This is a genomic window from Pseudomonas sp. DF11 (assembly GCF_058148565.1).
This window is the reverse complement of sequence record NZ_JBYVYN010000001.1, coordinates 723,338-749,099: the sequence shown is the minus strand read 5'-3', so window position 1 is coordinate 749,099 and position 25,762 is coordinate 723,338. Positions and strand designations below refer to the sequence as shown.

The window sequence follows — 25,762 nt, the reverse complement described above, 5'->3', positions numbered from 1 at the left end:
CCACCCGGTGATCCTGGGTGAAATCGTCAAAGACCGTTGTAGTCACTCATGCTGAGTTTCTTGGGCGGATAGTTGAGCTTCACCAGACGCTTGGCCCATAGCTCCAGGACGGCCCGGCGGCTTTGGGACATGTCCCGGGTGATAGGCATCGCGAGGGTGCTCTGGTCCTGGTAATCCTTGTTGATCAGCAGGATCAACTGATCGACGGCGCCCTCCACGCGCGTCCGGGAATTGAGCGGCATGTATTTGTTCATGATGGGGTAGAGGTAATAGAAGGTCTGCAGGATCCTTGGATAAATGAACTTGTCCCACAGCAGCTCTGGCGCGTTTGTTTGCTCGTAGATGGCGTTCCAGGTATCGATGAAATCCTGTTGCAACTGCATGTCCAGCGGCAGCACCCGTATCGGGGCGAGGAAGTCGATGTAGGCCTGGGTGATCGGGAAGCTGAACGGAATGGCCGGTTTCTTGCCGTTCTCCTGCACGAAGAAGCGCAAGGTCGGGAAGCCTGGCGCCACTGCCCGGCAGCTTATCTGGGCGATGCCTTGGGCGTTGGTGGTGATGACGGCGTAGGAGTAATTGACGCTGCTGGCTTTCTTGTCCTGCAGTGTACCGGTGCCATTGAGGCCCTTGTCGAAGACCAGGCAGGGGCGCAGGTCGACGGCGATTGGCGTACCGGACGTTCTGAGGAAGTCTTGATACCCGATCGGGTTGCCCACGGGTTCGGGCACATCCTGCAGATCGGTCAGCCGGCGACCGCTGCCGGTGCTGCGATAGAGGGCGACCTTGGGCGCGTCGATGAACTGGGGCAGATTGGCCGTGTTCTTCGTACGGTCCGACGTGTTGTCGTAGAACAGCGTGAAATCGGCCGCATTACTGAAAGCCAGGTAGTAGTTGCTGCTGGTCACCATGTAGGGGTTGCCGTACTCCGCGACATACAACGTGGTGTTGGCGGCCGGCTGACCATTTTTCTGCACCATGATGCTCAGAATCTTGCGGTCACCGACATCGATGAAGCTGCCGCTCTCGATCACTTCGGCGGTCCACAGCTGCTGCCCGGCGGCCATCTTCGGAGGGACCGGGGCCGGGTTGCGCTGTTGCAGCAGTAGAGGACCGGACTGCAGCAGTGCCTTGGCTTCGGCGTTGAGCGGGAGGTCGAGGATGCCTGAGCGTTGCTCGAAAGCCGATTGTTGGTATTGGTCGAAGCCGAAGCCGATCGCCGGCATGAACTGCCCCTGCTGGCGGACGCCTAACAGGAAGCTGCCGGCGTTGAATTTCTCCGGCACGAGGATATCGGCTGTGGCGTTCACGGGATAACACGGGAACGTGTTGCTCAGGTCCAGCGAGAGGGTATTGCCGGTGATCTGCGCCGAGATCACCCCCAATGGGACACTCTTCGCATCTTGGCCCGGTTGAACAACCGAGACTGGCTGGGTGGGTACCAGGCGCACCCCGGAAGGGGCGGTGGGGTATTCGTTGGCGAACCACAGACCGAGCACCGCCGAGGTGCGGCTGTAGGCGGGATTGAAGAAAATCTGGTTGACGTTGTTCAAACCCTGCCTATAAAGATCACGCACATTCGCCATGACATTCGGGTCGTTGGAACGGGTGTTGAGGCGCTGCGGGTAATCGTTGAATATACCGTTCTTGTCGTAGCAGGTCAGGTAGACAGAAAACCGGAACATCAGGCCCTGGGCCCCTTGCTGCGTTATCTGCTGCTGCAGGTTGGCCAGCAGGCGCGAGTTGCCGGTCGCCCATTCCAGGTTTTCCTTGGGAAAGCAGGTCTGCCAGGTGGTGCTGACGTTCACCAGCCCACCCAGGGCTCCCCAGTTGAAGTTCAGGAAACGGTCCATCATCCGGTACTTGCGGTTGAGGGTCAGTCCGCAGGACTTATCCCCCAGCACCAGTTTGTCGAAGTACAACGCCGTGAACGTGTTCTGCCACGGGCTGATATCCACGAAGCGCGCCGGAGTCGGGGCGGAGCTGCCCAGGGGGCTGCCGAGCAGTTGGTATTGCGCGCCGACCAGCGGGTCCTGGCCGTTGCCGATGTAGGTACTGGCCTGCAGTTCGCCACCGATGACGGTCGAGGTGGTTTTCCCGTAGTTCACCAGACCGCAACCGTTGTCGCCGAACAGATCCCACTCGGCGGGCATGTACGGGTCATGATTCGGATCGAAATTGCCTGGCACCTGCTGTACGTAGAGCGGCATTCCAGCCATGTACTGCGTCGATATGGCCCATGGCATCAGTCTGTCGGGGGCGTTGTGGGGGTCGACGTTGAAGTGCTTCATGAACGGCCAGTTGATGTCCGCCTTCACCGCGTCATACAGCGGGAACTTGTCATTGTTATTGGCCGTCGGCGGGTTCCAGAACATTTCGCCGTTGAGGTAGATGCGGGGAAAATTCAATATGCTCATGTCGTGCTCTCCTTAGCGTTTCCACTGGGCGTGTTTCAACGACCAGACAAAATCCAGTTTTTTGTAGCCGACGAAGGCCTTGTCCGGCAGCGGTGTAGTGGGGTAAGTGAGACCGCCTGAGCCCGGGATGGCGAAACTGAAGTAACCGTTATTCTTCGAGTAGGCGGCGGTGCCGTGGCAGGCCAGGCAGGACGATGTGTCCTGGAATGCCGACTCTAACTGCGAGTTCGCCAGGACCTGGGTCTTGGGTTGGAATTCCACGCCGATCAACTCGTATTTCGACAGCGTCGGATTATTAGCCTGGAACTGTGCGTTGACCGGTATGGCGTCCGCTGTCGGCCCGGTGCTATTTGTCATCGGCTTAGGCGGATAGTCCTTGGTCACGGTGTACTTGGGGTTGTTGAGGTTTTCGAAGGTGGTCCAGACCCAGTCGGCGTTCAGTTTGTTGACCACATGCAAGCCGCTCAACGCCGCATAGCCGACCCTGTACCCGGTGCCCACGGCGTAGTAGGCCTGGGCCACGTAGTAGCCATCTTTTTCCAGCTGCTTCTTGTAGGTAGCGTCCGTGCCGATCCACAGCCAGGCGGCTTTCAACTCCCAGGCCGTGGCCGGAAAGTTCAGGTTGCTCGTCAGCGCCTCTTGACCATCCACGTTGTAGACATTGGTTTTTACGATGTAGTCGTAGGTGTCCCGGCCCATCAGCAGTTGAAAGCGCACGACGTGACCTTGTTGTGCGGCAGGCACGGCGGTGCCGCCCATGGCCAGGCTCAGGCCGTCGACCTGCTGCACGGCGTTGATGTTATGCAAGACACGGTTCGGGTCCAGCCCCAGGGCTTTGGCTTGCCTGAGCACTTCGGCCGGCGGCGTCACGCGGCTGTCATACGAACCGGGGTTGGCGCCATTGGCCAGATAGACCTGATCGGAAGGCTTGAACAGCTCCCACTGACGGTTGTAGCCCCTGGCGTCGGACTGGTTCAAACAGACGAACCAGTTCCAGGCCATGGTCTCCGGGCTCTTGTTGAACGCGGTCCGGGTCTGCTCTGCGTTGTATCCGAATTGCAGGAAGTTACCGCAATCGAAGTTGTTGGTGTCCTGTGCCTGGGCCAATCCGGCCAGGGCACTTAGAACAGTGATGGAAATGGTTCGCCGCATGGAAGCTCCTTGGCATTCGCCGTATCGGCATGAGGGTGCCCCTGGAAGTGTTCCAGGAGCAGTTGCTTCACCGCCGTGGCCGCAAGGTGCTGTGGCAACGACAGATCACAATTGGTGATGAGCAGCGGGCCGGTCTCCGCGCTCGTCGGCAGCCGGCCGTGGCTGCCGCGGACCAGGCGGGTGTCCAGCGGAATCAGGTCCATGTAGTAGCGAAAGCCGAGCTTTTTCTGGAGCAGGCGGCGCGCCACTTTCAGTTTCGGGAAACGAATGGCCGGGTCGATGAACAGCTCGAGCGGGTCGTAGCCCGGCTTGCGATGGATGTCCACGGTGCGGGCGAAGTCGGGGGCCTTGCGATCGTCGAACCAGTAGTAGTAATCGAACCAGCAGCCGGCGGCGGCCACGGCCACCAGCTCGCCGCTGCGGGGATGATCCAGTTGCCAGGCCCGCTGTTCGGTTTTATCCAGCACCTGCTCGATGCCGGCCTGGCGTTGCAACAGCGCCTTGACCCGAGGGACGTCGCGCGCCTGCTTCACGTAGATGTGCGCGACCTGATGGTCGGCCACGGCGAACGCTGCACTGGCACCGGGATCGAGCAATTCCCAGGTCAGCGATTGGCGTACCTGCAACAGGCCTTCGGCACGTAACAAGCGGTTGATGGAAACCGATTGCGTGACGGCTTCGATCCCGTATTCGGACAGCAGCATCACCGCCGCGCCTTGCGCTTGGGCAAAGTCCAGCAGACGTCCCACTTCGCTGTCGATGGCCCGTACCTCGTCGGCAATCGACGGGTGATCGGGCCCGAGGCGTTGCAGGCTGTAGTCGAGATGGGGCAGGTAGATCAATTGCAGGTCGGGTCGGTCGAGCTGGAATTCGGCGATGGCACAATCGACGATCCAGCGGCTCGAGGCGATGCCGGCCGCCGGCCCCCAAAAGCCCGGAAAGGGAAATTCGCCGATCTGCTGCTCGATACGCTCATGCAACGAGGCGGGCGTCGAGTACAGGCCGAACACCTTGCGCCCATCGGCCGGGTAATGCGGCCGTGGGGTAATGGCGGCGTCCACGTCCGCGTACATGTTGTACCACCAGAACAACTGGCTGCAGCGAAACCCGGGGTGCTGGCGCTTGAGTGCCTGCCAGACCTTTTCCCCCTGGATCAGTGCATTGGGTTGCAGCCAGAAACGCACTTCGGCCTGGTCGCGAAAATACCAGCCGTTGCCGACGATGCCGTGTTCCGACGGTGCCAGCCCCGTGAGGATCGAGGCTTGCACGGTGGAGGTGACCGCCGGGAATACCGGTTGCAACGTGGCCATCTTGGCCGTTTTCAACAGGGCATTGATGCAGGGGGTAGCGGCACCCAGCAGCGCGGGGGTCAGGCCGACCACATTGATCAGCAGCAGCGGCTGACGCGCAGGATCAGAGGGCATCGGCGCAGGCCTCCAGTGCTTGGGGTTGCAACAACTGGCGCTGCCGCAACTGCTCCTCGACCCAATGCAGCTCCGCCGCGATGCCCTGGAGCTGGGCGTGCTCGGTGGTGGGCCGCAACTGGCTGGGCAGGACGCCCCAGCTGTAGGTTTCCACTTCCAGTACGGGGCGAAAATCCCCATGGTCGGCCAGGAAGTCGAAGGTTTGCGCCAGGGCGACCTGGCTGCCGCTGAGTTCGGGCAACAGCAGGTGTTCGCTGAATAGCGGAATGTGGAAGTGAATCCTCAGTTCGGAAGGGAAGGTGCCGTTCTGCTCAACATCGTCCAGGGCCGCAGGGAGGTCGGCCCAGGCCGATAACCGCTCCTGCCCATCGCGGGCTTTCACTTGATGCAGGTAGGTGGGTTCGGCAAATCCGCCCAAGGTCTTGAGCACCTGTTCGCGCCGAGCGCCGTCCTCAGGTAGCCGACAAATCAGCGCATTGGATAACTGGATCTTGCCAATGGGGACCTGGGCCCGACGCAATCGGTCCAGTGACTGATAGCAGTCTTCGAACATCACGGCCTGGTGGCAAACGTCAAAACACAGCGCCAGGTGTTCATGGTGTGGGTCGGTGGCTTGCCAGTGGCGGAAGAAGGCGATGGCCTGATCGGTGTTTTCCAGCACGCAATCGGGCTCCATCTCCAGGCAGACCACGATCTTCTTGCCCGTCTCCCGTTGCAGTTGGGCCAGCGCGGCGGTGAGTTCGCGCAATTGGTGCTCGGCACGTTGCTGTAGCGTTGGGTTCCAGTGGGCGGCATAGCCCAGCGGCACGCTGGAGATCACCCCCTGGGAACAGTCGGCTGGCAGGGCCTGGGCGAGAAACCGCGCCAGGTCGAGGCTGTACGCCAGCCGCTGCGGGTCGGCCCAACTGGGCAGGTAGACCTCGGCTTTCACCGCACCGTGGTGAAATTGGCCGTAGGGAAAGCCATTGAGCGAGGTCAGGCGTAACCCACTGCGTTGCAGCAGGTCGAGCAAATCCTCACGGGCCGACGCCTGTTGGAGTTCAGCGACGGCGAGGGCGCTGATCCACAGGCCGCTATCCTGCGTGTCCAGCCCGCGCAGTGCCCGTACGCTCTGGAAATGCCGCTCGATGGATGCGCGCAGCCCGTCCAGGTCACGGGTCGGGTGCACGTTGCTGCAATAGCCGATCTGCGTGGCCGTCCAACCCGTGCGGGCACTCATTTGATCACCGGCTCCTGGCCCCGCAAGGCCGAGTTGTCCTGCCACTGCCGCCGCTGATCGATGGGCAGTGGCGTGCCGACCAGGGCTTTGTCCAGCTGGCCGCTCTGGGCAAAAAAGTCTACCGGGTTGTGGAACAGCACCTGTTCGACCTGGGCTTCACTGAAGCCGGCGGCCAGCATCGCCTGACCGGTCTTGGGTACCTTGAGCGGGTCGCTGATGCCCCAGTCGGCGGCGCTGTTGACGACCATTTTTTCTGTGCCGTACTGCTGCAGCAGGGCGACCATGCGCTGCTCCGACATCTTGGTGTTGGGGTAGATGGAATGGCCGCGCCAGCAGTCGCTGTCCAGCACCAGGGGCAGGGTCAGTTCGTTGAGGTGGTCGATGATCACCAGGTGTTCGGCGATGCCGACCTCGCGAATGACGGCGAGCGTGCGTTTGGTGCCACCGATCTTGTCGCGGTGCGGGGTGTGCACCAGCACCGGCAGATTGAATTGCTTGGCCAGCTCCAATTGGGCGGCGAGAAAGCGATCTTCTTCCGGGGTGATGTCGTCGTAGCCGATTTCACCCACCGCCACCACCCCGTCTTTCACCAGGTAGCGCGGCAGAATCTCCAGCACCTCGTTGGCCACCGACAGGTCATTGGCTTCCTTGGGGTTCAGGCCGATGGTGCAGAAGTGGTGGATGCCAAACATGCTGGCGCGAAAACGCTCCCAGCCCAACAACGTGTCGAAGTAGTCGATGAAGCTACCGACGCTGGTCCTGGCCTGGCCCTGCCAGAAGGCCGGCTCGATCACCCCGGTGATGCCGGCGGCCGCCATGTTCTGGTAGTCGTCAGTGGTGCGGCTGACCATGTGGATATGCGGGTCGAAGTACTTGAGCATGGTGAATCCTCGTCAAAAAAACAGGGGGACGGTTGGGCATCAGTTCGGCGAAGCGTCGCCCAGGCGCTCGAGCCATGGCGGCGGCAAGCGTTGTTGCTGGCCCAGGCCGGCCAGGCGCTGGCGTTGCGCCGGGCTCAGCAGGTCGAAGGCAATCACTTGGGGCAGGCCGGCGGACACCGTTCGTTCGGCGGCGAGTTGTTCGTCCAACAGGTCGAGGGCCAACTGATTGAGGGTGACGCTTTGGCGTTGCGTCAGGCCGATCAGGCGTCGCACATCGAGGCCCATGCCCAGCGCTTTCAGCACCAGTTGGTTGAAGGCCTGTTCGTTGTAGTGACGGGACGGGTAGGCGGTGTCCAGGGCGAGGGCGGCGAATACCTGGCTGTTGCTGGTGCGCCCGGCCTGGCGTGCGAGTTCCACGCACTGCCCACGGCTATCGAGCCAGTCGAGGGCTTTCAGGATGGCAATCTTTTCCTGGTCATCGCCCCACCGGAACAACTGGTGCAGCAGGGGGACTTGCCCGGCGAGGGGCTGCAGTTCCAAGGCCTGGGCCAGCAGCAATGCCCGCGCCAGTTGGACGTTGCTCCAGCCGTCGGTGTCGGGCTGCGCGCGCTCCTTGAGGTGGCGCTTGCACTGGCTGCTCAGCAGCGCCGCGGTGCTGGCGTCCGGGCGCAGGGCAAGCTGCGCCTGGGCTTGGTGCCACCACTGCCGTTCGGTTTCATCGAGAGACTGGACGAAATTCCGGCGTTGTTCGTTCAGGCAGTCGTGGCGCATGTCGAGGTGCGCCGAGGTCGGTGCAGTAACGTCCGTGTTCATGTTGGTTTGATCCAGCGCTGGAAATGAGGAAGCAGGAAAAACACCAGGACACACAGCAGGCTGCCCAATGGCTGGTCAGCCACGGCCAGCACCAGGGCATCGAACAATGGCAGGGCTGCCAGGCCAGCGCCGATAAAGGCGCGGACCTGCCGTTGCCGGGGGGTGGCCAGGTTGCGCCAGTAGTGCCAGCCCAACCAGCCAAGCCATAACAGCAACACTGGCCAAAACCAGGCGTTGCCTGCATAAATCGCCAAGGCCAGCGGGCTCAGCATCAGCAGCAGGGGGAGGCGGCTGATCAGGTGGTTGCGGTGTTCCTGGCGAGCCAGGTAAGTCAGGCCGCTGATGTAGACACCCAGTAAAATCGCGCAGAGCCAGATCGGTTCTGGTGGCATCGCCAGGCTGGCCGCTGCGGTGAGGTAGAGCGTCGAGCGGCACGCTCCCATCAGCCAGACGCTGTGGGCGTATTTCTTGTGCAGCAGGTTGTAACCGAGGATGCAGCCTACCAATAGGGTGGCGCTGCCCAGCAGCCAGTGCGGTTGTTCGATCAGCCGACTCAGGCCCAGCAGCGAGGCCGCTGCCAGCACCAGCAACAACGCAGTGGCCAGCCGTACTTGCTGGCGGCTGACCAGGCCCAGGGTAATGGGGCGGGGATTATGGTGTTGTTGGTCCCAGTCGGCGTCCAACAGGTCGTTCAGCAGCATGCCGGCCAGATACAGCAGCGACAGTGCCGCCAGCAGCAGGATCCATACCAGGGAGGACGGCGGCGTCAAGGCTCCGGCGCTGCTGGCCAGCAGGGCGGCGGCGAGCGTGTTGGTCCACACCGTGGGCAGGTTGGACACCCGGCCGAGGGTCATCCAGGTCTTGAGGTTCAACGATGCCTGGCTCATTGCGCACAGCTCTCGTTCAGGGTGAGCGCAAGGTCGACCTGGGTGGACAGCCGCTGCAATGCCTGCTCCATTCGCGCGGTATCGATCTCATGCAAATCCACCGACTCGCCGATTCGGCTGAGCATGGGGATGGAGAGTTGCCCGCCCAAATGCTGGCGGAACTCCTCCAGGCCCAGCAAAACCTGGGAGCGCCCCAGTGCATCTTTCAAGGCCAGTTCCGGCGGGTTCAGGCAGAAGCCGAGCTTGAGCAGCAGGTGCAGCACCCGTTCGGTGTCGCCATCGCTCAACAACCCCAGGGCATTGGCATAGAGTCCATCCAGAGCCATGCCCACCGCGACGGCTTCACCGTGGCGCAGTCGGTGCTGGCTGAGATTTTCCAGTTTGTGAGCGGCCCAGTGGCCGTAGTCCAATGGCCGTCCATTGCCGCGCTCGAACGGGTCTCCGGCACCGGTGATGTGCGCCAGGTGTAATTCGGCGCAGCGGCGGATCGCATAGCGGCTGGCCGCGTGGTCGAAGTGGGCGAGAGCGTCGGCCTGTTGCTCCATCCACTGGAAAAACGCCTGGTCCTTGATCAGCGCCACCTTGACCGCCTCGGCCAGCCCGGCGATCTGGTCGCGTCGGGTCAGGCTGGTCAGCAATTGAAAGTCGTTGATGACCGCAGTGGCGGGGTAGAAGGCGCCCAGCAGGTTCTTCTGCCCAAAGGCGTTGATGCCGTTTTTCACACCGATACCGGCGTCGTTCTGGGCAAGCACTGTGCTTGGGATACGAATCAGGCGAATGCCGCGGTGGAAGGTGGCGCAGGCGTAGCCCACCGCATCGAGCACCGCGCCGCCGCCGAGGGCCAACACGTAGCAATGCCGGTCCAGGCCATGTTGCAGCATGTCGCTGTACAGCTGCTGCAATACCTGTGAATCCTTGCTCGCCTCGCCGGCTGGGACCGCGATGGGGGGCGCCTGCAGATGCAGGTCGGGAAAATGGTTGGCGAAGTAGGCATTGATCTGTTCCAGCAGTTGCGGGGCGCTTTGCAGCAACTGCTCATCGGCGAAGATCAACACCGTTACCGGACCCCTGTGCCCGGCCATGAGCTGGCGGTGCAGGCAGGGATTGAGTGGATCGAACAAATGGTCGGTGAACACCACCGGGTAGTCGTAGCTGACCTTGAAGCGCCCATGCAAAGGTTGCCCGGTGTCGTGCCGGCGAACGCTCTTGAACAGGCTGTATCCGGCGATGAACACCCCGGGCAATACCATGCTGGCGAGCAGGGTCACCAACAGCGCGTTCTGTTCGACGAGAAAGCTGCCAATGGCGCTGTAGGCCAATGCGAGGCCAGCATTGGCCAGGGTGGTGACCAGGATGAACGCACGCAGCGGATAGCGTTGCATGCCGGCGGCGACGACCGAAGTTTCGGCCAATACCGGGACGCCGCGCAGGCAGATCAGCGACAGCGTGCCCAACCGGTAGGCCAGTTGCCCCGGCTGGCGCTGATGCAGGCCCAGGCGGCCGGATAACAGACGCAAATAGCCGGCCCCCAGTGCATAGCCCAACCCGGCCCCCAGGCACAACCCGATGAAAATCGTCAGATAACCTCCCAGGCTGCCAAGCATGGCCACGGCCAGCAGCGCGACCATGCTCGATGGCACCGGCAGCACCACGTCCAGTGCCAACAGGACGATCAGCAGCAACGCCAGGTAGAGCTTCTGCGAAGGCGTGGAGGGCAAATACAGGTTGAGATGGGTCAGGAAGTCCTGGATCTGTTGTTCGAACAACAAGAAGCTGGCGATCACCAGGCCTGAAAAGCACACCAATGACAGCCAGAAATATCCGGCTGGTGCTTTTTGCGAGCGCAAACGATACCCACGGCTGTGCTTCATCAAGCATCCCTCTTGTCGTTATGACTGATTCCGTGTCAGTAATTGAAAGCAACGCCAACTATGTGTTTTAGGCCAATAGACGCTCTCGCCCGAGGGGCTGTTGTTTGCGGTTGATGATGTGGTTTGAGACAAATTTGAATCTAGACGGCCCGGATGTTTTTGCAAGGCCATTTGATGGCAATCTGCTTGGGGCGCGACTTCGCGCTTCAGGGCCTTGAATACCCGCGCAACTGCGCCGGGCTGACGCCTAGGCGTTGCTTGAACAGCGTGGTCATATGCGCCTGGGAGTTGAAGCCGCAGGTGTGCGCGATGTCGGTCAGCCGGGCGGTGGAATCACGCATCAACGCCCGTGCCTTGGCGAGGCGCCGGTCGATCAGGTAACTGTGTGGGCTTTTGCCGGTCGCCTGTTTGAATGCCCGCATGAAATACCCCTCGGACAAGCCAAGCAGTGCCGCCATTTCCTTTATCCCCAGCGGACCGTCGAGACCGGCGTCGATGAACTCGTCGAGCAAGCGCATACGGCCCCCCGTGATGGAGCCGTTGGAGTGTGCCGAAAATGCCTTGTGATCCTTCACGCGCTCAGCCAAACCGAGCGCCCAGGCCTCCCAGTCGTGTTCGGCGGTGGCGCGCAGTAATGCACTGCGCATCCTCAGCGCGAGGGTGGTGGCCAGCGGGTCAATACGATTGTTGAACGCATGTTCCCCCGACAACGCCATGCCGTCGGTGCGCACCACCCGCAGGTATTCACCGCCCCTGGGGGATTCGGAGAACACGTCGCATTCGGCGGGGACAAATGCCAGGCCGTTGGGTATCGCCTCGAAGGGCTGCACTCGATCGCTGCCGATAGCGTGCAGGCCGCGCTGGCTGTCGAAGGCAAAGCCGATCGCCGACTGAGTCGCGACATAACGGGTGGCGTAGGCGCAGCCGGGCAGCAATTCGATCGCCCAGGGTCCAGCCTCGATACGACGGACCGGTTCGGGCGGAGGCGGTTGTTGGCGGTTTCGACGGTTCATGAATCGCATAGTAGTGAAGAGCGGGCCTGAAAGTCAGGTCAGTTTTCTGAAAGCCCGCCGCAGTCGGGCCGATTAGGCTGGGTAAAAACCTGGAGGCCAATCATGTATACACTGACCCGCGACGCGATCGAACAAGCTGCCCGCCATCTCTACCAAGTCATGCCTGCCACCGCCCAGTATGCCTGGCCCTTGCTGGCTGAGCGGTTGGGTTGCACGGTGTGGGTCAAGCACGAGAATCACACGCCGATCGGGGCCTTCAAGGTGCGCGGCGGCGTGACCTTCGTGCATTGGCTCAAGCGCGAGCACCCCGAGGCGAAAGGCATCGTCACGGCAACCCGCGGCAACCATGGCCAGAGTCTGGCGTTGGCGGCCACTGCATTGGGTTTGAAAGCGTTGATCGTCGTGCCGCAAGGTAACTCGGTGGAAAAGAACAATGCCATGCGCGGTTTTGGCGGCGAGGTGGTCGAGTATGGCCGCGATTTCGACGAGGCCCGTGAAGAAGCCGAGCGCCTGGCCCAAGCGCATGGCCTCTACCTGGTGCCACCGTTCCATCCCGAGTTGGTCAAGGGCGTGGCGACTTATGGGCTGGAGCTGTTCAACGCCGTGCCGGAGCTGGACACCGTCTACGTGCCGATAGGCTGTGGCTCGGGGATTTGCGGGGTCATCGCCGCGCGCGATGCCTTGGGCTTGAAAACCCAGGTGGTGGGCGTGGTCTCCACCGAGGCTACGGCGGCGAAGTTATCGTTCGAGTCTGGAACGCTCTGTGAAACCGCTTCGGCGAATACCTTTGCCGACGGCCTGGCCGTGCGTAGGCCCATCCCCGAGGCCTTTGCCATCTACGGGGCCGCAGCGGCGCGAATCGTATCGGTCAGCGACGCTGAAATTGCCGCGGCCATGGGGGTGTATTACACCGACACCCACAACCTTGCTGAGGGCGCTGGCGCCGCAGCCTTGGCGGCGCTGATGCAGGAGCGTGAAACGATGCGAGGGAAAAGGGTGGCGGTGATTCTGTCCGGTGGGAATATCGACCGCTCGGTGTATGCGAAATTGATTGACTGAGCCAGGGTTTGCCACCGTGGCCCAAGATGCAGGAGCGAATTTAGATCGATTATTTCTTACGGTTATTTATATAGCTTTGTAAGGCATATCCATGACCGGAGAATCGATGCTGTCGTGGGTGACGCATCTGCAATGAAAGCATAGGGCATGCAGTAGCAGACGACTTTGTGCGCGTCGCTCCGGTAAGCCTGCTTGAACGTTCATTCCTGCTGTTCGATCGCCATCTTGTCGGGCCCGGACCAATCCTTAGAATCCGCCCCATCAACTTCGTCCGACTCTCGAACCTACAGGGAACCACACCATGATGAACGCCATGCAGATGCAAATGCCGATGAACGCCAACATGCCGATGATGCCGATGATGGGCATGCCGATGATGATGGCGACCATGACCTGCGAAATGATGGATGACGGCATGCTGTGCAAAATGATGCCCGCTGCCGGCATGGACATGGCCATGTTCAAGAACAGCGCCGACATGATGCAGATGATGATGAACTGCGGCATGCCGATGATGATGCACTGCGGCAACATGAGCATGATGTGCATGTCCCAGGCGAGCATGGCCATGCCGATGGCGAGCATGATGATGCCAATGCCGATGATGGGCATGCCGATGCCGTCGATGAAGTGCGTGATGGAATGCACGGTGATGGCTGACTGCATGATGTGCAAAGTCATGCCGATGGCCGGCATGAACATGGACATGATGAAGAACTGCTGCGCCTTGATGATGAAGATGATGAACGACTGCAGCATGCCAATGATGATGAGCTGCAACGGCATGCCGATGATGTGCTGCACCTGCTGATTCGTCGCGACTGGCACTATCCATTGTGGCGAAGGCAAATCCCCTCGCCACAATGCGGTGTATTCAGTCCAGGCGTTCCGGGTAGGTGACCACCAGATACGCCACCGCCTCACTGTCCGCCGGGTTGCGATAGCGGTGAGGCTGGTCAGCGTAGAACAGAATCGAATCGCCCGTGGAGAGCAGGTAGCGCTCGTCGTTGACGCTGATCTCCAGCACACCTTGGGACACCACCAGGTTTTCCTGGACGCCAGGCCCGTGCCCTTCGGACTGGTCTTCGCCCAAGGGGCTCAAGCGCAACTCGTAGAATTCCGACTGGCGTGCCACATCGAACGGGAACAGGGCGCGGCTGACGAACGCGCCATTGGCGCTGACCAGGCGTTTGCTCTGGCTGGCCGACAGCACCGCCACACCTTCGAAAGCCCGGTGTTCAAGGAACGCGGCGACCGACACCTTAAGGCCCTTGGCGATTTTGCACAGCACCTTGATCGACGGCACGCTGCGTCCGGACTCGATCTGCGCCAGCATGGCCCGGCTGACTCCGCATTGGCGGGCGAGGGCGTCGAGGGACAGGTGGCGCTTGCCGCGCAGGCGTTGCAGGTTCTGCGCGACCCGTTCGCAGATCGGATCTTCATCCAGGGCTTCGAGGTTGTTCAGGTCCACTTCGGGCTCGTCGGTACTCGCCAGAAAGCGCGAGGGTTCCTGGGCGTTCACGCGTGGTACGTCCTGGTCGATTGGGACGCCTGGACCCAATGGAACGCCTGGTAACCGGCATTACGCGCGTACATTTCCCACATGGTCCGGGCCAGTTGCTGGGCCTGCTTGCGTTTGCGCATTTGGACGAAGTCGATAACGTTGTCAGTCGGTTTCATAAGGCACTTCACTGTCGTGACCAATGGGACGGGATGAGCTGAGAGTACGTGGTTCTGTTTATAACCATAAATACTGATTGTTTATTTATTAATGTCTTTGTGTTCTTAGTGGCGCGTCTGATCAAATCACATGGGCGCGATGCAGTTCCGTCAGGGCCAGCGCCTTGAGTCGGGCCAGCAACGGGTCGCGCCGGTCGCGTGGGTGGTCCAGTTGCACCGCCAGCTCTTGGCGAATACTGCTGGGGCGGTTATCCATCACCAATACCCGGTCGCTCAGATACAGCGCCTCATCGACATCGTGCGTCACCAGCAACAGGGCGATGGCGTGTCGCTCGGCCAGTTGCAGCAACAGGTCCTGCAGTTTCATGCGGGTGAAGGCGTCCACCGCACTGAAGGGCTCGTCCAGCAACAGCACCCGCGGTCGCGAATACAAGCCGCGTGCAATCGCCACCCGTTGCGCCATGCCGCCGGACAACGCCTTGGGCAAGGCGTCGGCAAAACCGCTGAGGCCCACTTCCTCGATTAACTGCGCGACCCAGGCCTTGTCGTAATCGTTGTCATCACTGAAGCCGATGTTCTGTTGCACTGTCAGCCAGGGCATCAACCGCGGTTCCTGGAACACAAAGGCCAGTTGCTCGGTATGGCTGAGCAGTTGCCCTTCAAAGTCCTTCTCCAGGCCGGCGACGATGCGCAGCAAAGTGCTTTTGCCGCAGCCACTGGGGCCCAGCAGGCTCACGGTTTCGCGGGGTTGCAGTTGCAGGTGGATGTGATTGAGCACAGTGGTGGTGGCGAAGGTCTTGCGCTCGACGTGGATCTCCAGCAGGGCTTGGCTCATGGCTCACTCCTCGGTGCCGTTAAAGGTGTCGCGCCAGGCCAGGAAGCGTTTTTCCAGACCGGCCAGCAGGCCGTCGCTGAGCTTGCCCAGCAGGGCGAGCACGATGATTGCCGCCAGCACGATGTCCGGGCGCGAGGTTTCGCGGCCATCGCTGAGCAGATAGCCCAGGCCTTTGGTCGCGGCGATCAGTTCGGCGGCCACCAGGAACATCCAGGCCAGGCTCATGCCGCTGCGCAACCCGGTGAACAGGCCGGGCAGGGCGGCCGGCAGAAGAATCCGGCGCACCAGACGGCGGCGGTTGAAACCATACATATGGCCGACCTCCACCAGTTTGCGGTCGATGTTGCGAATCGCTGCCACGCCATTGAGGTAGACGGGGAAGAACGCACCGATGGCGATCAGCACCACTTTCGAGGTTTCGTCGATGCCCAGCCACAGCAGGAGCAACGGCACCCAGGCCAGGCTGGGGATCGAGCGCAGGCCGGCGAAGGTCGGTTCCAGATAGGCTTCGGCTTCGCGGCTCAAGCCAACCCAGGCGGCGAAGACCAAGGCCAGGCCGGCGCCGATGGCAAAGCCCAGCAGTACTCGCAACAGGCTGGCGCTGATGTGTTTCCACAGCGCACCTTCGGCCAGGTCGCCGAGGGTCAGGGCGATCTCGCTGGGGGCCGGCATCTGGTAGGCGGGCAACCAACCGATACGTACGATGATCTCCAGGAACACGATGATCAGCACCGGCAGGGCCAAGCCCTTGAGGCGCAGCCGCCAGCGGTCGGAGTTGAACAGAGGCGTTTTGCCCGCTGCGGGCAGGGCCAGGCGCGGGCTGGAGAGGTCTTTGCTGTTGCTGCTCATGGCGGTTCTCCGGCAACGCCGAATCCGCGCCAGGCGCGGATTGGTTGTCACCTGGGCAAGGGGTTATTGACGGGCCACGGCCTGCTGGCGGCCGGTGTCGAGCAGTTGATCGATCACCTGGTCCACATTCACCCCGCGGCGGACCAACTCCTCGGAAACGAGGATCGGTGCGGCAGCCTTGGAGGCCAGCACATCCTTGGCACTCAATTGCGGGCTGCCCAGGTCGGTGCGTGACAATTGCAGCCGGGCAACTTCCAATGGCAGTCCGGATGCGTCGGCCAACAATTTGGCCAATTCTTGCGGATGCTCCAGCGACCACGCCCGGGCCTGTTCGTAGGCGGAGAGCACGGTGTCGATGGTCTGCGGATGCTCCTGGGCATATTTCTCCGTGACGCTGACCACGCCGTAACTGTTGAAGGCGGGGTTGCGATACAGCAGGCGCGACCCGGCCTGTACTTCGCTGGCGGCCATGTGCGGGTCGAGGCCGGCCCAGGCGTCGACGTCGCCTTTTTCCAGGGCGGCGCGACCGTCCGGGTGTTGCAGGTGCACCAACTCCACATCGTCTTTTTTCAGCCCTGCCTGTTGCAGGCTGCGCAGGGTGAACAGATAAGGGTCGGTGCCCTTGGTGGCGGCGATCTTCTTGCCCTTGAGGTCGGCGATGGTCTTGATCGGTGAATCCTTGCGCACCACCAGGGCCGTCCATTCGGCGCGGCTGTAGACATACACCGATTTGATCGGACTGCCGTTGGCCCGGCTCAGCACGGCGGCAAGGCTGGCGGACGAAGCGAAGTCGACGCCGCCGCTGTTGAGGTATTCCAGGGAGCGGTTACTGCCCTGGCTCAGCACCCAGCTGACCTTGGTCTGGGGCAGGGCCTTTTCCAGATAACCGAAGTGCTTGAGCACCAGGCTGACCGGCGAGTAATAGGCGTAATCCAGATGCACTTCGGCCGGAGGGCTTTCTGCGGCCAGGGTCATGGACGGCAGGCCCAGCGCCAGGACGCAGGCGCTGATCAGGTATCTGGCGCGGGCCAGGGAGAAGCGGACGTCGGGTTTCATGGAAAAGCTCCAGACAAGGCGGCGAGAAGGCAATGTTCTTATTTCCGAAAGATCGGACCGCGAGAGAAATCCCGCTTGAAAGGAATATTGCAGGCTCTGTGCCACAGCCCGGGAAAGGGTGGTTTACGGGCGTTGCCATGGAATAAGGGCTTCAGGGAAATGTTGCCCAGCCAACAGTCTGTTGCCGCGCTGTTGCGCCATCAACATCGGCTGCCTGTGATCATGAGCTTATGCGATAAAAGAATTTAGAATGTGAATTACAAGGACGTTATGTTCTATGAAACTCACTCAGGAAAGTCTTCATGAAGGTCTCCCGATCCCTGCGCCGTCTGCTCCTCAGCACCTTGTTCGCCGCACCTTTGGTCCAGGCCGCCGAGCCGTTGGTACTGCACGTTGGCGACCAGAACTATTACAACGTACGGGCTTCGGTGGAGGCCTCGGGCGTGCTTGAAGGCGCTGCCTACCGTGTCGACTGGAAACATTTCCAGGCTGCCGCGCCGCTGGCCGAGGCGCTGAATACCGGCGACCTGGACCTGGGTTTTCTTGGCGATTCAGGTTTTCTGTTTTTGGCGGCCAAGCAGGCGCCAGTGAAGTTGATCGGGGTTTCGCGCCAGAACCCGGACACTATCGCGTTGCTGGTGCCCAAGGACTCGCCGGTCAAGACCATCGCCGACCTCAAGGGCAAGAAAGTCGCCTATTGGCCCGGTGCCTGGAGCCAGCAACTGACCTTGCGCGCCCTGGAGCAGGCCGGCCTGCCGGAGAATCATGTCGAATTCATCAAGCTGATGCCGATCGATGCGGCTGCGGCGTTGCCCCAGGGCAGCATCGATGCCTTTCCGGTGTGGGAACCCTATATCTCGCAACAGATCCTGTTTTCCGGCGCCCGGCCAATCCTGACGGCGAAAAACCTCATGCCCGGCCTCAGCGCCATTGCCGCTTCGACGTCGGCCATCGACAGTAAGCGCGAAGCCATCGCCGATTTCCTCGGGCGCGTGAAGCAAGCCCGCGCCTGGGTCGACAACCACACGGATGCATACGCCGACCTATGGGCGCAAAAAGCCAATCTCGACCAGAACGTCTCACGCCATTGGTTGCGCCGGGCCCACATGAGCGTCGGCCCGGTGGACCAACAGGCGGCCGCCGACCTGCAAAGCACGGCGGACTTCCTGTTCAAGGTCAAGGCGCTGCCGGCTCCGCTGGCTACCGCCGGGATTATCGACACGTCCTTCAGCCAGGCCTTGAGCGAATAAACCGGGTCATTCCGGATCAGGGCACCAGTACGGCTTTTGTGCTGCTGCCATGGGCGATCAGTGCGTACTGGGCCTTGCCGTCTGCCAGGGGGATTTCAAGGATATCCGTGGGGGCGTCGATGACGCCTGCCTCGAAGTGGCGGCCAAATTCTTCAAGCATCCGGGCGCAATCGGTATTGTCGTAGAGCAGCGAGTTCACGCCGATCAAGACGCCGCCTTTGCGATAGAGCGCCAGGGCAGGGAAGTGCACCATTCCATCTGGCGGGGCGGCAATGATCGCGATGCGACCGAAGTTGGCCAATGCCGATACCGCTTCTTGCAGCCAGAAACCGGTGGTGTCGAAGATGACCTGCGCGCCTGCGGGAAACACGGCTTTGACCTGCTCCGCAAGGTTGCCGGCTGCACTGGTCACGATGCTTTTTAGCACAAGTGCGCAGGTGTTGGAGCCTGACTGGGTCAGCCCGTCAGAGCTTGCTTGGGGCGATTGTGCCGCCGCCATCGCGAGCAGGCTCGCTCCCACAGTTTTCCGGGGTGATAGTGAGATTCGAGAGACACCCTCGATCCCCTGTGGGAGCGAGCCTGCTCGCGATCGCGGCGGCTCAGGTCGTAGGATTGAATGTTGCGCCGATGACTATGCCGCTTCCGCCGCCATCGCCGCCTTAACGCTGGGGCGTGCGGCTATTCGCGCCATGAACGAGGCCAGCACCGGCCAGTCCCCGATCTGGATATTGAATGACGGCAACCAGTTCAAGACGGTGAACAGATAGCCGTCGGCCAGGCCGAAGGTGCCCATCAGGTAATCCTGTTGTTCAAGCGCCTGGCTGAGGTAGTCCAGGCGCCTGAACAGTCTTGCCCTGAAGATGGCTTTGGTCGGCTCGGCGATATCGGCGTTGAATAGAGGGGCACATCCGCTGTGGATCTCGGAACTGATGAAGTTCAACCACTCCTGCAGGCGAACCCGCTCCCAGGTGCCATTGGCTGGTGCCAGCGTGTTTGCGGGGACCAGGTCGGCCAGGTACTGGACGATGGCGGGCCCCTCGGTCAGGACATTCCCGTTATCCAGCACCAAGGCGGCCACGTAGCCCTTGGGGTTGATGTCCAGGAAATCGAGGCCGTCGGCGGTTCGCTTGGTCTTGTTGTCGACTCGAATCAATTCAAAGGGCAAGCCCAATTCGCGCAGCACGATGTGTGGGGACAATGAGCAGGTCATGGGGGCAAAGTACAGTTTCATCATTTTCTCGAGGACGGGGGACGTGCCGCCAGAATCCATGAGGGAAGGAACATTTTCAAAGGACATCTTCAGTGCTAGCGTATGACAAAATCTCATGAGCAAGACGATCCTCCATGGCCAACCAAATCCCTTCCCTCAATGGCCTGAAAGCTTTCGAATCAGCCGCCAGGTACATGAGCTTTACCAAAGCCGCGCAAGAGCTGAATGTCACTCAAACAGCCATAAGCCACCAAATTCGCCGGCTCGAAGATGAGTTGGGCGTGCGCCTGTTCTTGCGGCTCAAGGATGGCCTGGCCCTGACAAACGAAGGTCATGCCTATTTTCCTGGCGTTCGTGCGGCGTTCCAGGAGTTGCGCTATTGCACGCAGACGTTGCTGGAGAGTCGCAATAACAGCGTGTTGACGATCAGTACCCTGGTTTCATTTGCCTCCAAATGGCTGTTGCCGCGCCTGGCGTCTTTCCAGCAGGCATTCCCCACTATTGATGTGCGCGTCACGGCGTCCACCGAATGGGTGGATTTTCGTCAGGGCGGCGTCGATGCGGCCATTCGCTACGGTCATGGGGGCTGGAAGGGGATGCGGGCCGACTGGCTGATGGCCGATGAAATCTTTCCGGTGTGCAGCCCCAGGCTGCTGCAGGGGCCAACGGCTTTGAAGAACCCGGAGGATCTGGCCCAGCACACGTTGTTGCAGGTTAGCGGGGTGACCGAAGACGACTGGAGTTCATGGTTGAGTGCCGCCGGCCAACCGAAAAAACTGGCCGAAGGCAGCCGGTTGACGTTCGACCTCGCCATGATGGCCGTGCAGGCTGCCGTAGACGGACTGGGGGTCTGCATCGGACGTTCTACTTATGTCGAGGATGACCTGAAGGCAGGACGACTGGTAGCACCCTTCGATCTGCGATTGAAGTCTGATCTCGGCTTCTATTTCGTGAGCCCCCATGACATGGCCGACTCCCCGAAAGTACAGGCCTTTAGAACCTGGTTGATGGATTCCGTGGGTTTTGGTGCAGAAAAGTGATTAAAGCGTACCGTTCAGTCTCCAGCCAGCGAGCCGATATAAATTAAGAAGGTCCGGTTACTTTCAGGGTCCACCGAGGGTACGTCATGTTTAATAAGAAACTAAAAAATGAACTGGCGGCTAGGACGGCCGAATTGGCAACATACAAGGGACTGGTTGGCGCCTTGGAGCGGTCGATGGCGGTTATCGAGTTCAGCCCCGATGGCAAGGTCCTTCGGGCGAACGAGAATTTCCTGAGCACGATGGGCTACCGTGCGGATCAATTGGCGAACCTGTCCCACAGGGATTTCTGCACCCCGGCGCTGGCGGGTAGCGCCGAATACCGTGAATTCTGGAACCAATTGCGCGCTGGCCAATTCGTTTCCGGTACGTTTCAGCGCCGCAGTGCGTCAGGCCAGAATGTATGGTTGGAAGCCAGCTATAACCCGGTAATGGACGAGCAAGGCCGCGTCGTGAAGGTGGTCAAGTACGCGCTGGATGTCACTGCCAGAGTGGCCAGTGAGGCCGAAACCCGTGGCCGGCTGGCTGCACTCGATCGTGCCATGGCGGTGATCGAGTTCGACCTGGGTGGCAACATCCTGACCGCGAACGACAACTTCATGAACGTCATGAATTACACATTGGCAGAGCTCAAGGGCAAGCATCACCGGATGTTCTGCGAGCCAAGCCTGGTGGGCAGCGCGGAGTACAGTGATTTCTGGCGTCGTCTCAACGCGGGTGAGTTTTTCAGCGGTCAATTCAAGCGTCTCGGCAAAAACGGCAAGGTCGTCTGGCTGGAGGCCAGCTACAACCCGGTCTACGACGCCGAAGGCAAGTTGTGCAAGATTGTGAAGTTCGCCAGTGACATCAGCGAACGGGTGGAGAAATTCGAAGAGGACTCCCGCGGCGCTTCCCGTGCGTATCACATCTCCGCCGAAACCGAACGGGTGGCCGAACAGGGCGCCCAGGTGATCCACCAGACCGCCAAGGAGATGCGCGAGATTGCCGACAACATCGGCGCCTCCGCGCGTCTGGTTGGGCAACTGGGGGCGCGTTCGGAAGAGATCACGGCCATCGTCAACACCATTCGCGGCATTGCCGACCAGACCAACCTGCTGGCCCTCAACGCGGCCATCGAGGCTGCGCGCGCTGGCGATCAGGGAAGGGGCTTCGCGGTGGTGGCCGACGAGGTCCGGCAACTGGCCGGGCGCACCAGTCGCTCCACCTCGGAGATTGCCGAAATGATCGGCATGATCCTCTCTGAAACCCGCGACGCCGTCGCGAGCATGAACGTGACCCATGAGGGCGCCTTGCGCGGTGTCACCCTGGCGGACCAGGCCGGATCGGTCATCGTGCAGATCCGGAACGGGACCACCGATGCCCTCGATGCGGTGAGCATGTTCGCGTCCAAGCTCGACGAGTCCGAGGTGATTCCCAAGACGGCTATCGGCTGGGTGGGTTGACGTGAGCTGAGGCCTCGCCCTTGCGATCCATGCGCTTGACCAATTCAAGCAGTACCGAGCGCAGCTCTGGTGGTCGCACGGGCTTGGCCAGCACCGAGATATTCAGGCTTTGCAGTGATTGGCGGATCCGCTCGATCTCATGCCCGGTGATGACCAGCGCCGGGACCTGCCAGCCGCGCTGTTCGCGTATCGCGGCGATGCACTCGGAGCCTGAGATTCTTGTGCCCAGGTCGAAATCGGCGATGACGATGTCGCAATCACTGGCCAAGCCCTCGCCGTCGCTGTGGGCCTCGACCTCGCAGCCCCATTTTTCCAGCAGCGCCGAGGTCGCCATCAGCACGTTGGCGTCGTCTTCTACCAGGCACACCCGCAAACCGTCCAGGCGATTCTGGACGGGCACGACCTTGGGCACTGTGATACGTGGTACCGCTGGTTCCAGGCCGCTGATCGCAACCCTGGTGCCTTGTCCGACCTTGGAGCGAATGAGTATGTCGACGTCGAGCATCTGGCTGATGCGCTTGACGATGGACAACCCCAGGCCGAGACCCTCGACATCTTTGTCGCGCACATGACGCACGCGGTAGAACTCCTTGAACACTTCGGGCAAATGTTCGGCGGCAATGCCCCGTCCCTTGTCGTAGATCACCACGGCCAGGCGCTTGCCCTGGCGACGTACGCCGATCAGCACAGGTTGGCCGGGTGCGTACTTGAGGGCGTTGGACAGCAGGTTCTGGACCATCGTGGTCAGCAAGCCGGGATTGACGTTGACCCAGTGAGGACAGGCGCGCAGACGTAGTTCCACGCCGGCCCAACGGGCCGCCTCGGTGTTTTGCTTGACCACGTCTTGCAGCAATTGGCCCAGGTGTACGGTGTCGGCCTTCGGCATCAGTTGGCCGTGATCCAGGGTGTAGATATCGAGGATCGAGCGGAACAGTTGCGATACGGTGTGCAGCGAGCGGTCGATGTTGTCCACCAGCCGCAACTCTTCCAGCCCCAGCCTGGCGTCACGCAGGCAGGCGGTGAACAGGCCGATGGAGTGGATCGGTTGGCGCAGGTCATGGCTGGCCTGGGCCAGGAACCGTGACTTCTCCTGATTGGCCGAAATGGCTTCTTCGGAGGCAATGCGTGTGCGCTTGAGCAAAATGTGCGCGTAGGCTGGCACCACGATGGTGGTGACGATCAGCATCAGGAACATGTAGGGCTGTGTACGCCAGAATGGGTTCAGCCAGAAAATCAGCACCAGGGTCGACAGCGCGATAACGGTTGCCAGCGCCAGGTAGCGCGAGCCGAAGCGCATGCCATTACCCAGCGTGACCCAGAGCAGCGCTGCGTAGATCGGCAGTGCGCTTTCACCTCCCAGCACCATGGCGAACGCGATGCCCGTGTAGTCATGCAGCATCGAGAAAAGGCGTCGCCAGAAGAAGTGTCCTGGCCAGCGCTTGATGATCATGCGCAGGAATACCGAGGCGACGATAAACGTCACGATGTAGACGATGATGGGCACGTAGCTTGTGGCACCACCGGGATGGATACTGGCCAATACGGCGATATACAGCAGCGCACAGGCGCTGACGATCAGGCGCAACGTGGCCTGGTCGAGTTCACTGTTCTTTTCCACTGGCTTTCGAACCTCATGAGCGTCTGATGCCTTGAGCAAGCGTAGCGGCTAGCCCATCCGTGCTATTCAGAATTGTTGCCCGAGCCGGGATACTCCAGGGGGTATTACCACTCAGGACGTCGGGAGAGTACATGAACGGAGTCGTTCGTTTTTTCAGTGTGATCAGTGCCACGATGCTCTGCGCTTCGGTGGCCCATGGGGGGAGCCAGGCGTGCACGATGGAAGGCGAGATGACCGTCATGGGGCAACACATCGAGGCGAAGGACTGCGTGCAGGCGAGCGATAAGCAGCCGGTGGCCAAGTTCCGCTCCAGCTGTGAATCCTTCGCCAACATGCCGGTCGCGCTTGGCGGCGAGGCGGGCAAGATCACCTACTCGCAAACCTGCCCGGAGAATCCCCAGGGCATTTGCTCGAATGTGAACGGGCAGGGCGTGGACTTCTATTACTACAAGCGTACCGCTGAACTGCTGGACAGTACTCGCAAGGGTTGTGCTTTGAGCGGGGGGACCTGGAAGGGGTGAGCGATGAGGGTTGGGGGCAGGCTTGATGCTGCCCCCAACGGGCAATGCCATTGCGTTAGTAGACCCTGTAGTACTTCACGACGTCATCGACGAAATAGATGGTCAATACCGAACCCTGGGTCTGGCTTTGGCCCGTTTTCGTGCCGGTCACGCTGCTCACGTCGTTGGCCACGGTTTGTGCCTTGGACAGTTGTGCCGAGGTGTCGTACATCTTCTGGCGCGTCTCGGTCGACACGTACTTATTGGCCAGCTTCATGTATTTATCCAGACCCTCATCACTCTTTTCATAGGTCCAGTTCGACTCGTTGCTGGTACTGGTCGAATTGAGTTCTTCATTGGTCGGCGCGCCGAACATCTGTGTGATCTGGCCTTTTGTCGTCTTGCCCGGAATGATCGTTTGCTTGAGGTAAGCGACGTCGTATTTCTTGGCGCCCTGATTCAAGGAGCTCATCAAGTTACCCAAGTCACCGGTGTTTGCACAACCGTTGAGTACGCCCGCCAGCACGCACAGCGCCAATCCATTTTTAAGTGTTTTTCCATATTCGAAGGACATGATGACTTACCTTGAGTTAATGTCAGGACCATTCCATTTCAACCGGGTGACGGTGAAGTTGACCCAGCATTGCGCCGCCTACCGATTTATTTGAGTAATAGGCTTCGCACGCCAAAACGTTTCAATAGGCACAGTGATACTGCACGGCGTATGGCGCGTTGGCTTTTATGTCTGGCTGTTCGAACAGCCTTTTTATGGAGCGTCCACAGCTTAGGGGGGAGTACTGGGGCGAAGCTATAGTACAAGTGTGCTATGGCCTTGGAGGCGGGCAAAGAGGATAACGCTCAATTAATATTGCGGCGGCATATATTTAATTGTCTTGTTTTTCCGACCATCCGCCATTACTGGGGAAATTGGAAAATTGCGCCGCGGCCGCCGCGCGCGTGGGGACACCCAGGGATTTGAGCAGGCTTGAGACATGGATGCGCACCGTGAAGGGGGAAATGCCCAAGTCCCGCGCGATCTCCTTGTTGGTCTTGCCGGCGGCGATCAAGCCAAGCACTTGCCGTTGGCGCGTGGTCAGTTGGGAAAGTGCATCGTCCAGGATCGAGTTTTCGGCCTGGTACTTCACCACCACTTCGCCTTCGCGTATTGCCATGATGGCGTCGGCAATACCGGCGGGGTCGATATTCTTGCCGATGAAACCATCGGCACCCAGGGCCATCACCTGGGAAATAACCTCGATGTCATCCACCATTGAAACCACGATGATCGAGGTGCGTTTGAATTCACTGCGCAGTTGGCCTATGACTTGCAAAGATTTGATCCCAGGGAAACGTAAGTCGAGTATCAGGGAGTCCACTTCCACCCCGGAGCGTGCCAGCGCCAATACTTCGTCCAGATTGCCAGCTTGTTCTATGGTTGCAGTTGGCAGAAGTCGTTCAATGGTCCTGAGCATTCCTTCGCGAAACAAAGGATGGTCATCTGCAACAATTACTCTGCACGTCATGCTTCAGATCCTTCTGATCTTCAAGT

General features: G+C 60.6%; 25 protein-coding genes and 1 pseudogene. 7 read left to right on the top strand and 19 right to left on the bottom strand.

All coding sequences use genetic code 11. The annotated features are described in order from the left end of the window. Positions 1 to 26 precede the first annotated feature (26 nt). From AC30D9_RS03170 to AC30D9_RS03130, 9 genes are all read right to left on the bottom strand, one after another. Entirely contained in the window at positions 27 to 2,414 is a 2,388-nt protein-coding gene (locus AC30D9_RS03170; RefSeq protein ID WP_134924646.1) for a hypothetical protein, read from the bottom strand. Between the two features lie 12 nt (positions 2,415 to 2,426). Next, positions 2,427 to 3,566 (bottom strand): hypothetical protein, encoded by a 1,140-nt coding sequence (locus AC30D9_RS03165; RefSeq protein WP_134924645.1) that lies wholly within the window; start codon positions 3,564 to 3,566, stop codon positions 2,427 to 2,429. Then, positions 3,536 to 4,990: an alkaline phosphatase family protein gene (locus AC30D9_RS03160; protein ID WP_490143401.1), complete on the bottom strand. Its 1,455-nt coding sequence runs from the start codon at positions 4,988 to 4,990 to the stop codon at positions 3,536 to 3,538. Before AC30D9_RS03160 ends, AC30D9_RS03165 begins: the two co-directional genes overlap by 31 nt. Beyond that, on the bottom strand, positions 4,980 to 6,209 hold the full coding sequence (eboE, locus tag AC30D9_RS03155) for a metabolite traffic protein EboE (RefSeq protein WP_490143400.1): 1,230 nt from the start codon (positions 6,207 to 6,209) through the stop codon (positions 4,980 to 4,982). Before eboE ends, AC30D9_RS03160 begins: the two co-directional genes overlap by 11 nt. Then, positions 6,206 to 7,090, bottom strand: coding sequence for a TatD family hydrolase (locus tag AC30D9_RS03150; RefSeq protein ID WP_134924642.1), 885 nt, complete (start codon positions 7,088 to 7,090; stop codon positions 6,206 to 6,208). The genes eboE and AC30D9_RS03150 overlap by 4 nt, the downstream gene beginning before the upstream one ends. A 39-nt stretch (positions 7,091 to 7,129) precedes the next feature. Further along, a complete protein-coding gene (locus AC30D9_RS03145; RefSeq protein WP_307571988.1) occupies positions 7,130 to 7,903 on the bottom strand; it encodes an EboA domain-containing protein in 774 nt (257 codons plus the stop codon). Continuing rightward, a complete protein-coding gene (locus AC30D9_RS03140; protein WP_490143399.1) occupies positions 7,900 to 8,790 on the bottom strand; it encodes a UbiA family prenyltransferase in 891 nt (296 codons plus the stop codon). Before AC30D9_RS03140 ends, AC30D9_RS03145 begins: the two co-directional genes overlap by 4 nt. Further along, positions 8,787 to 10,661, bottom strand: a complete 1,875-nt coding sequence (locus tag AC30D9_RS03135; protein ID WP_490143398.1) for a 3-dehydroquinate synthase — start codon at positions 10,659 to 10,661, stop codon at positions 8,787 to 8,789. The genes AC30D9_RS03140 and AC30D9_RS03135 overlap by 4 nt, the downstream gene beginning before the upstream one ends. 206 nt (positions 10,662 to 10,867) lie before the next feature. Continuing rightward, the gene (locus AC30D9_RS03130) at positions 10,868 to 11,683 is read right to left on the bottom strand and encodes a helix-turn-helix transcriptional regulator (protein ID WP_134924639.1); all 816 of its coding nucleotides are present in this window, start codon (positions 11,681 to 11,683) and stop codon (positions 10,868 to 10,870) included. A gap of 93 nt (positions 11,684 to 11,776) precedes the next feature. Here AC30D9_RS03130 and AC30D9_RS03125 point away from each other — a divergent pair, with 93 nt between their 5' ends. Both AC30D9_RS03125 and AC30D9_RS03120 read left to right on the top strand, forming a co-directional pair. Then, positions 11,777 to 12,733, top strand: a complete 957-nt coding sequence (locus AC30D9_RS03125; RefSeq protein WP_490143397.1) for a threonine dehydratase — start codon at positions 11,777 to 11,779, stop codon at positions 12,731 to 12,733. Between the two features lie 301 nt (positions 12,734 to 13,034). Next, the gene (locus tag AC30D9_RS03120) at positions 13,035 to 13,544 is read left to right on the top strand and encodes a hypothetical protein (protein ID WP_167659325.1); all 510 of its coding nucleotides are present in this window, start codon (positions 13,035 to 13,037) and stop codon (positions 13,542 to 13,544) included. 63 nt (positions 13,545 to 13,607) lie between these two features. Here the strand turns inward: AC30D9_RS03120 and AC30D9_RS03115 are convergent, their stop codons facing one another. The 5 genes from AC30D9_RS03115 to AC30D9_RS03095 all read right to left on the bottom strand — a co-directional run bounded on the left by AC30D9_RS03115 (position 13,608) and on the right by AC30D9_RS03095 (position 17,153). Continuing rightward, entirely contained in the window at positions 13,608 to 14,198 is a 591-nt protein-coding gene (locus AC30D9_RS03115; RefSeq protein ID WP_162893907.1) for a helix-turn-helix domain-containing protein, read from the bottom strand. 53 nt (positions 14,199 to 14,251) lie between these two features. Continuing rightward, positions 14,252 to 14,413: a hypothetical protein gene (locus AC30D9_RS03110; protein WP_162893838.1), complete on the bottom strand. Its 162-nt coding sequence runs from the start codon at positions 14,411 to 14,413 to the stop codon at positions 14,252 to 14,254. A 121-nt stretch (positions 14,414 to 14,534) separates the two neighbouring features. Beyond that, the gene (locus AC30D9_RS03105; protein WP_134924636.1) at positions 14,535 to 15,248 is read right to left on the bottom strand and encodes an ABC transporter ATP-binding protein; all 714 of its coding nucleotides are present in this window, start codon (positions 15,246 to 15,248) and stop codon (positions 14,535 to 14,537) included. 3 nt (positions 15,249 to 15,251) lie between these two features. Then, complete coding sequence (locus AC30D9_RS03100; RefSeq protein ID WP_490143396.1) at positions 15,252 to 16,097, bottom strand: ABC transporter permease; 846 nt, start codon at positions 16,095 to 16,097, stop codon at positions 15,252 to 15,254. A gap of 63 nt (positions 16,098 to 16,160) precedes the next feature. Beyond that, positions 16,161 to 17,153, bottom strand: coding sequence for an aliphatic sulfonate ABC transporter substrate-binding protein (locus tag AC30D9_RS03095; RefSeq protein WP_490143395.1), 993 nt, complete (start codon positions 17,151 to 17,153; stop codon positions 16,161 to 16,163). 302 nt (positions 17,154 to 17,455) lie between these two features. Here AC30D9_RS03095 and AC30D9_RS03090 point away from each other — a divergent pair, with 302 nt between their 5' ends. Continuing rightward, entirely contained in the window at positions 17,456 to 18,403 is a 948-nt protein-coding gene (locus AC30D9_RS03090) for an ABC transporter substrate-binding protein (protein WP_307571996.1), read from the top strand. Between the two features lie 16 nt (positions 18,404 to 18,419). Here AC30D9_RS03090 and AC30D9_RS03085 read toward each other — a convergent pair whose 3' ends face one another. Then, positions 18,420 to 18,815, bottom strand: coding sequence for a hypothetical protein (locus AC30D9_RS03085; protein WP_373459170.1), 396 nt, complete (start codon positions 18,813 to 18,815; stop codon positions 18,420 to 18,422). Positions 18,816 to 19,034: 219 nt separating this feature from the next. Further along, positions 19,035 to 19,634, bottom strand: coding sequence for a glutathione transferase GstA (gstA, locus tag AC30D9_RS03080; RefSeq protein WP_307571997.1), 600 nt, complete (start codon positions 19,632 to 19,634; stop codon positions 19,035 to 19,037). Positions 19,635 to 19,747: 113 nt separating this feature from the next. Between gstA and AC30D9_RS03075 the strand changes: the two genes are divergently transcribed. The 3 genes and pseudogenes from AC30D9_RS03075 to AC30D9_RS03065 all read left to right on the top strand — a co-directional run bounded on the left by AC30D9_RS03075 (position 19,748) and on the right by AC30D9_RS03065 (position 22,095). Beyond that, a complete protein-coding gene (locus tag AC30D9_RS03075) occupies positions 19,748 to 20,653 on the top strand; it encodes a transcriptional regulator GcvA (RefSeq protein ID WP_490143394.1) in 906 nt (301 codons plus the stop codon). An 86-nt stretch (positions 20,654 to 20,739) separates the two neighbouring features. Next, positions 20,740 to 21,507, top strand: a pseudogene (locus AC30D9_RS03070) (PAS domain-containing protein); the annotation flags it as partial. Then, positions 21,481 to 22,095, top strand: a complete 615-nt coding sequence (locus AC30D9_RS03065; protein WP_432421865.1) for a methyl-accepting chemotaxis protein — start codon at positions 21,481 to 21,483, stop codon at positions 22,093 to 22,095. The pseudogene AC30D9_RS03070 and the gene AC30D9_RS03065, both read left to right, overlap by 27 nt. Here AC30D9_RS03065 and AC30D9_RS03060 read toward each other — a convergent pair. Further along, positions 22,076 to 23,713 (bottom strand): ATP-binding response regulator, encoded by a 1,638-nt coding sequence (locus AC30D9_RS03060; RefSeq protein ID WP_490143393.1) that lies wholly within the window; start codon positions 23,711 to 23,713, stop codon positions 22,076 to 22,078. The two genes, AC30D9_RS03065 and AC30D9_RS03060, sit on opposite strands and share 20 nt — an antisense overlap. A 131-nt stretch (positions 23,714 to 23,844) precedes the next feature. Between AC30D9_RS03060 and AC30D9_RS03055 the strand changes: the two genes are divergently transcribed. Then, positions 23,845 to 24,234: a hypothetical protein gene (locus tag AC30D9_RS03055; protein ID WP_307571999.1), complete on the top strand. Its 390-nt coding sequence runs from the start codon at positions 23,845 to 23,847 to the stop codon at positions 24,232 to 24,234. A gap of 55 nt (positions 24,235 to 24,289) precedes the next feature. Here AC30D9_RS03055 and AC30D9_RS03050 read toward each other — a convergent pair whose 3' ends face one another. After that, on the bottom strand, positions 24,290 to 24,787 hold the full coding sequence (locus AC30D9_RS03050) for a hypothetical protein (protein ID WP_134924629.1): 498 nt from the start codon (positions 24,785 to 24,787) through the stop codon (positions 24,290 to 24,292). 310 nt (positions 24,788 to 25,097) lie between these two features. Continuing rightward, entirely contained in the window at positions 25,098 to 25,736 is a 639-nt protein-coding gene (locus AC30D9_RS03045) for a response regulator (RefSeq protein WP_134926650.1), read from the bottom strand. Positions 25,737 to 25,762 lie beyond the last annotated feature (26 nt).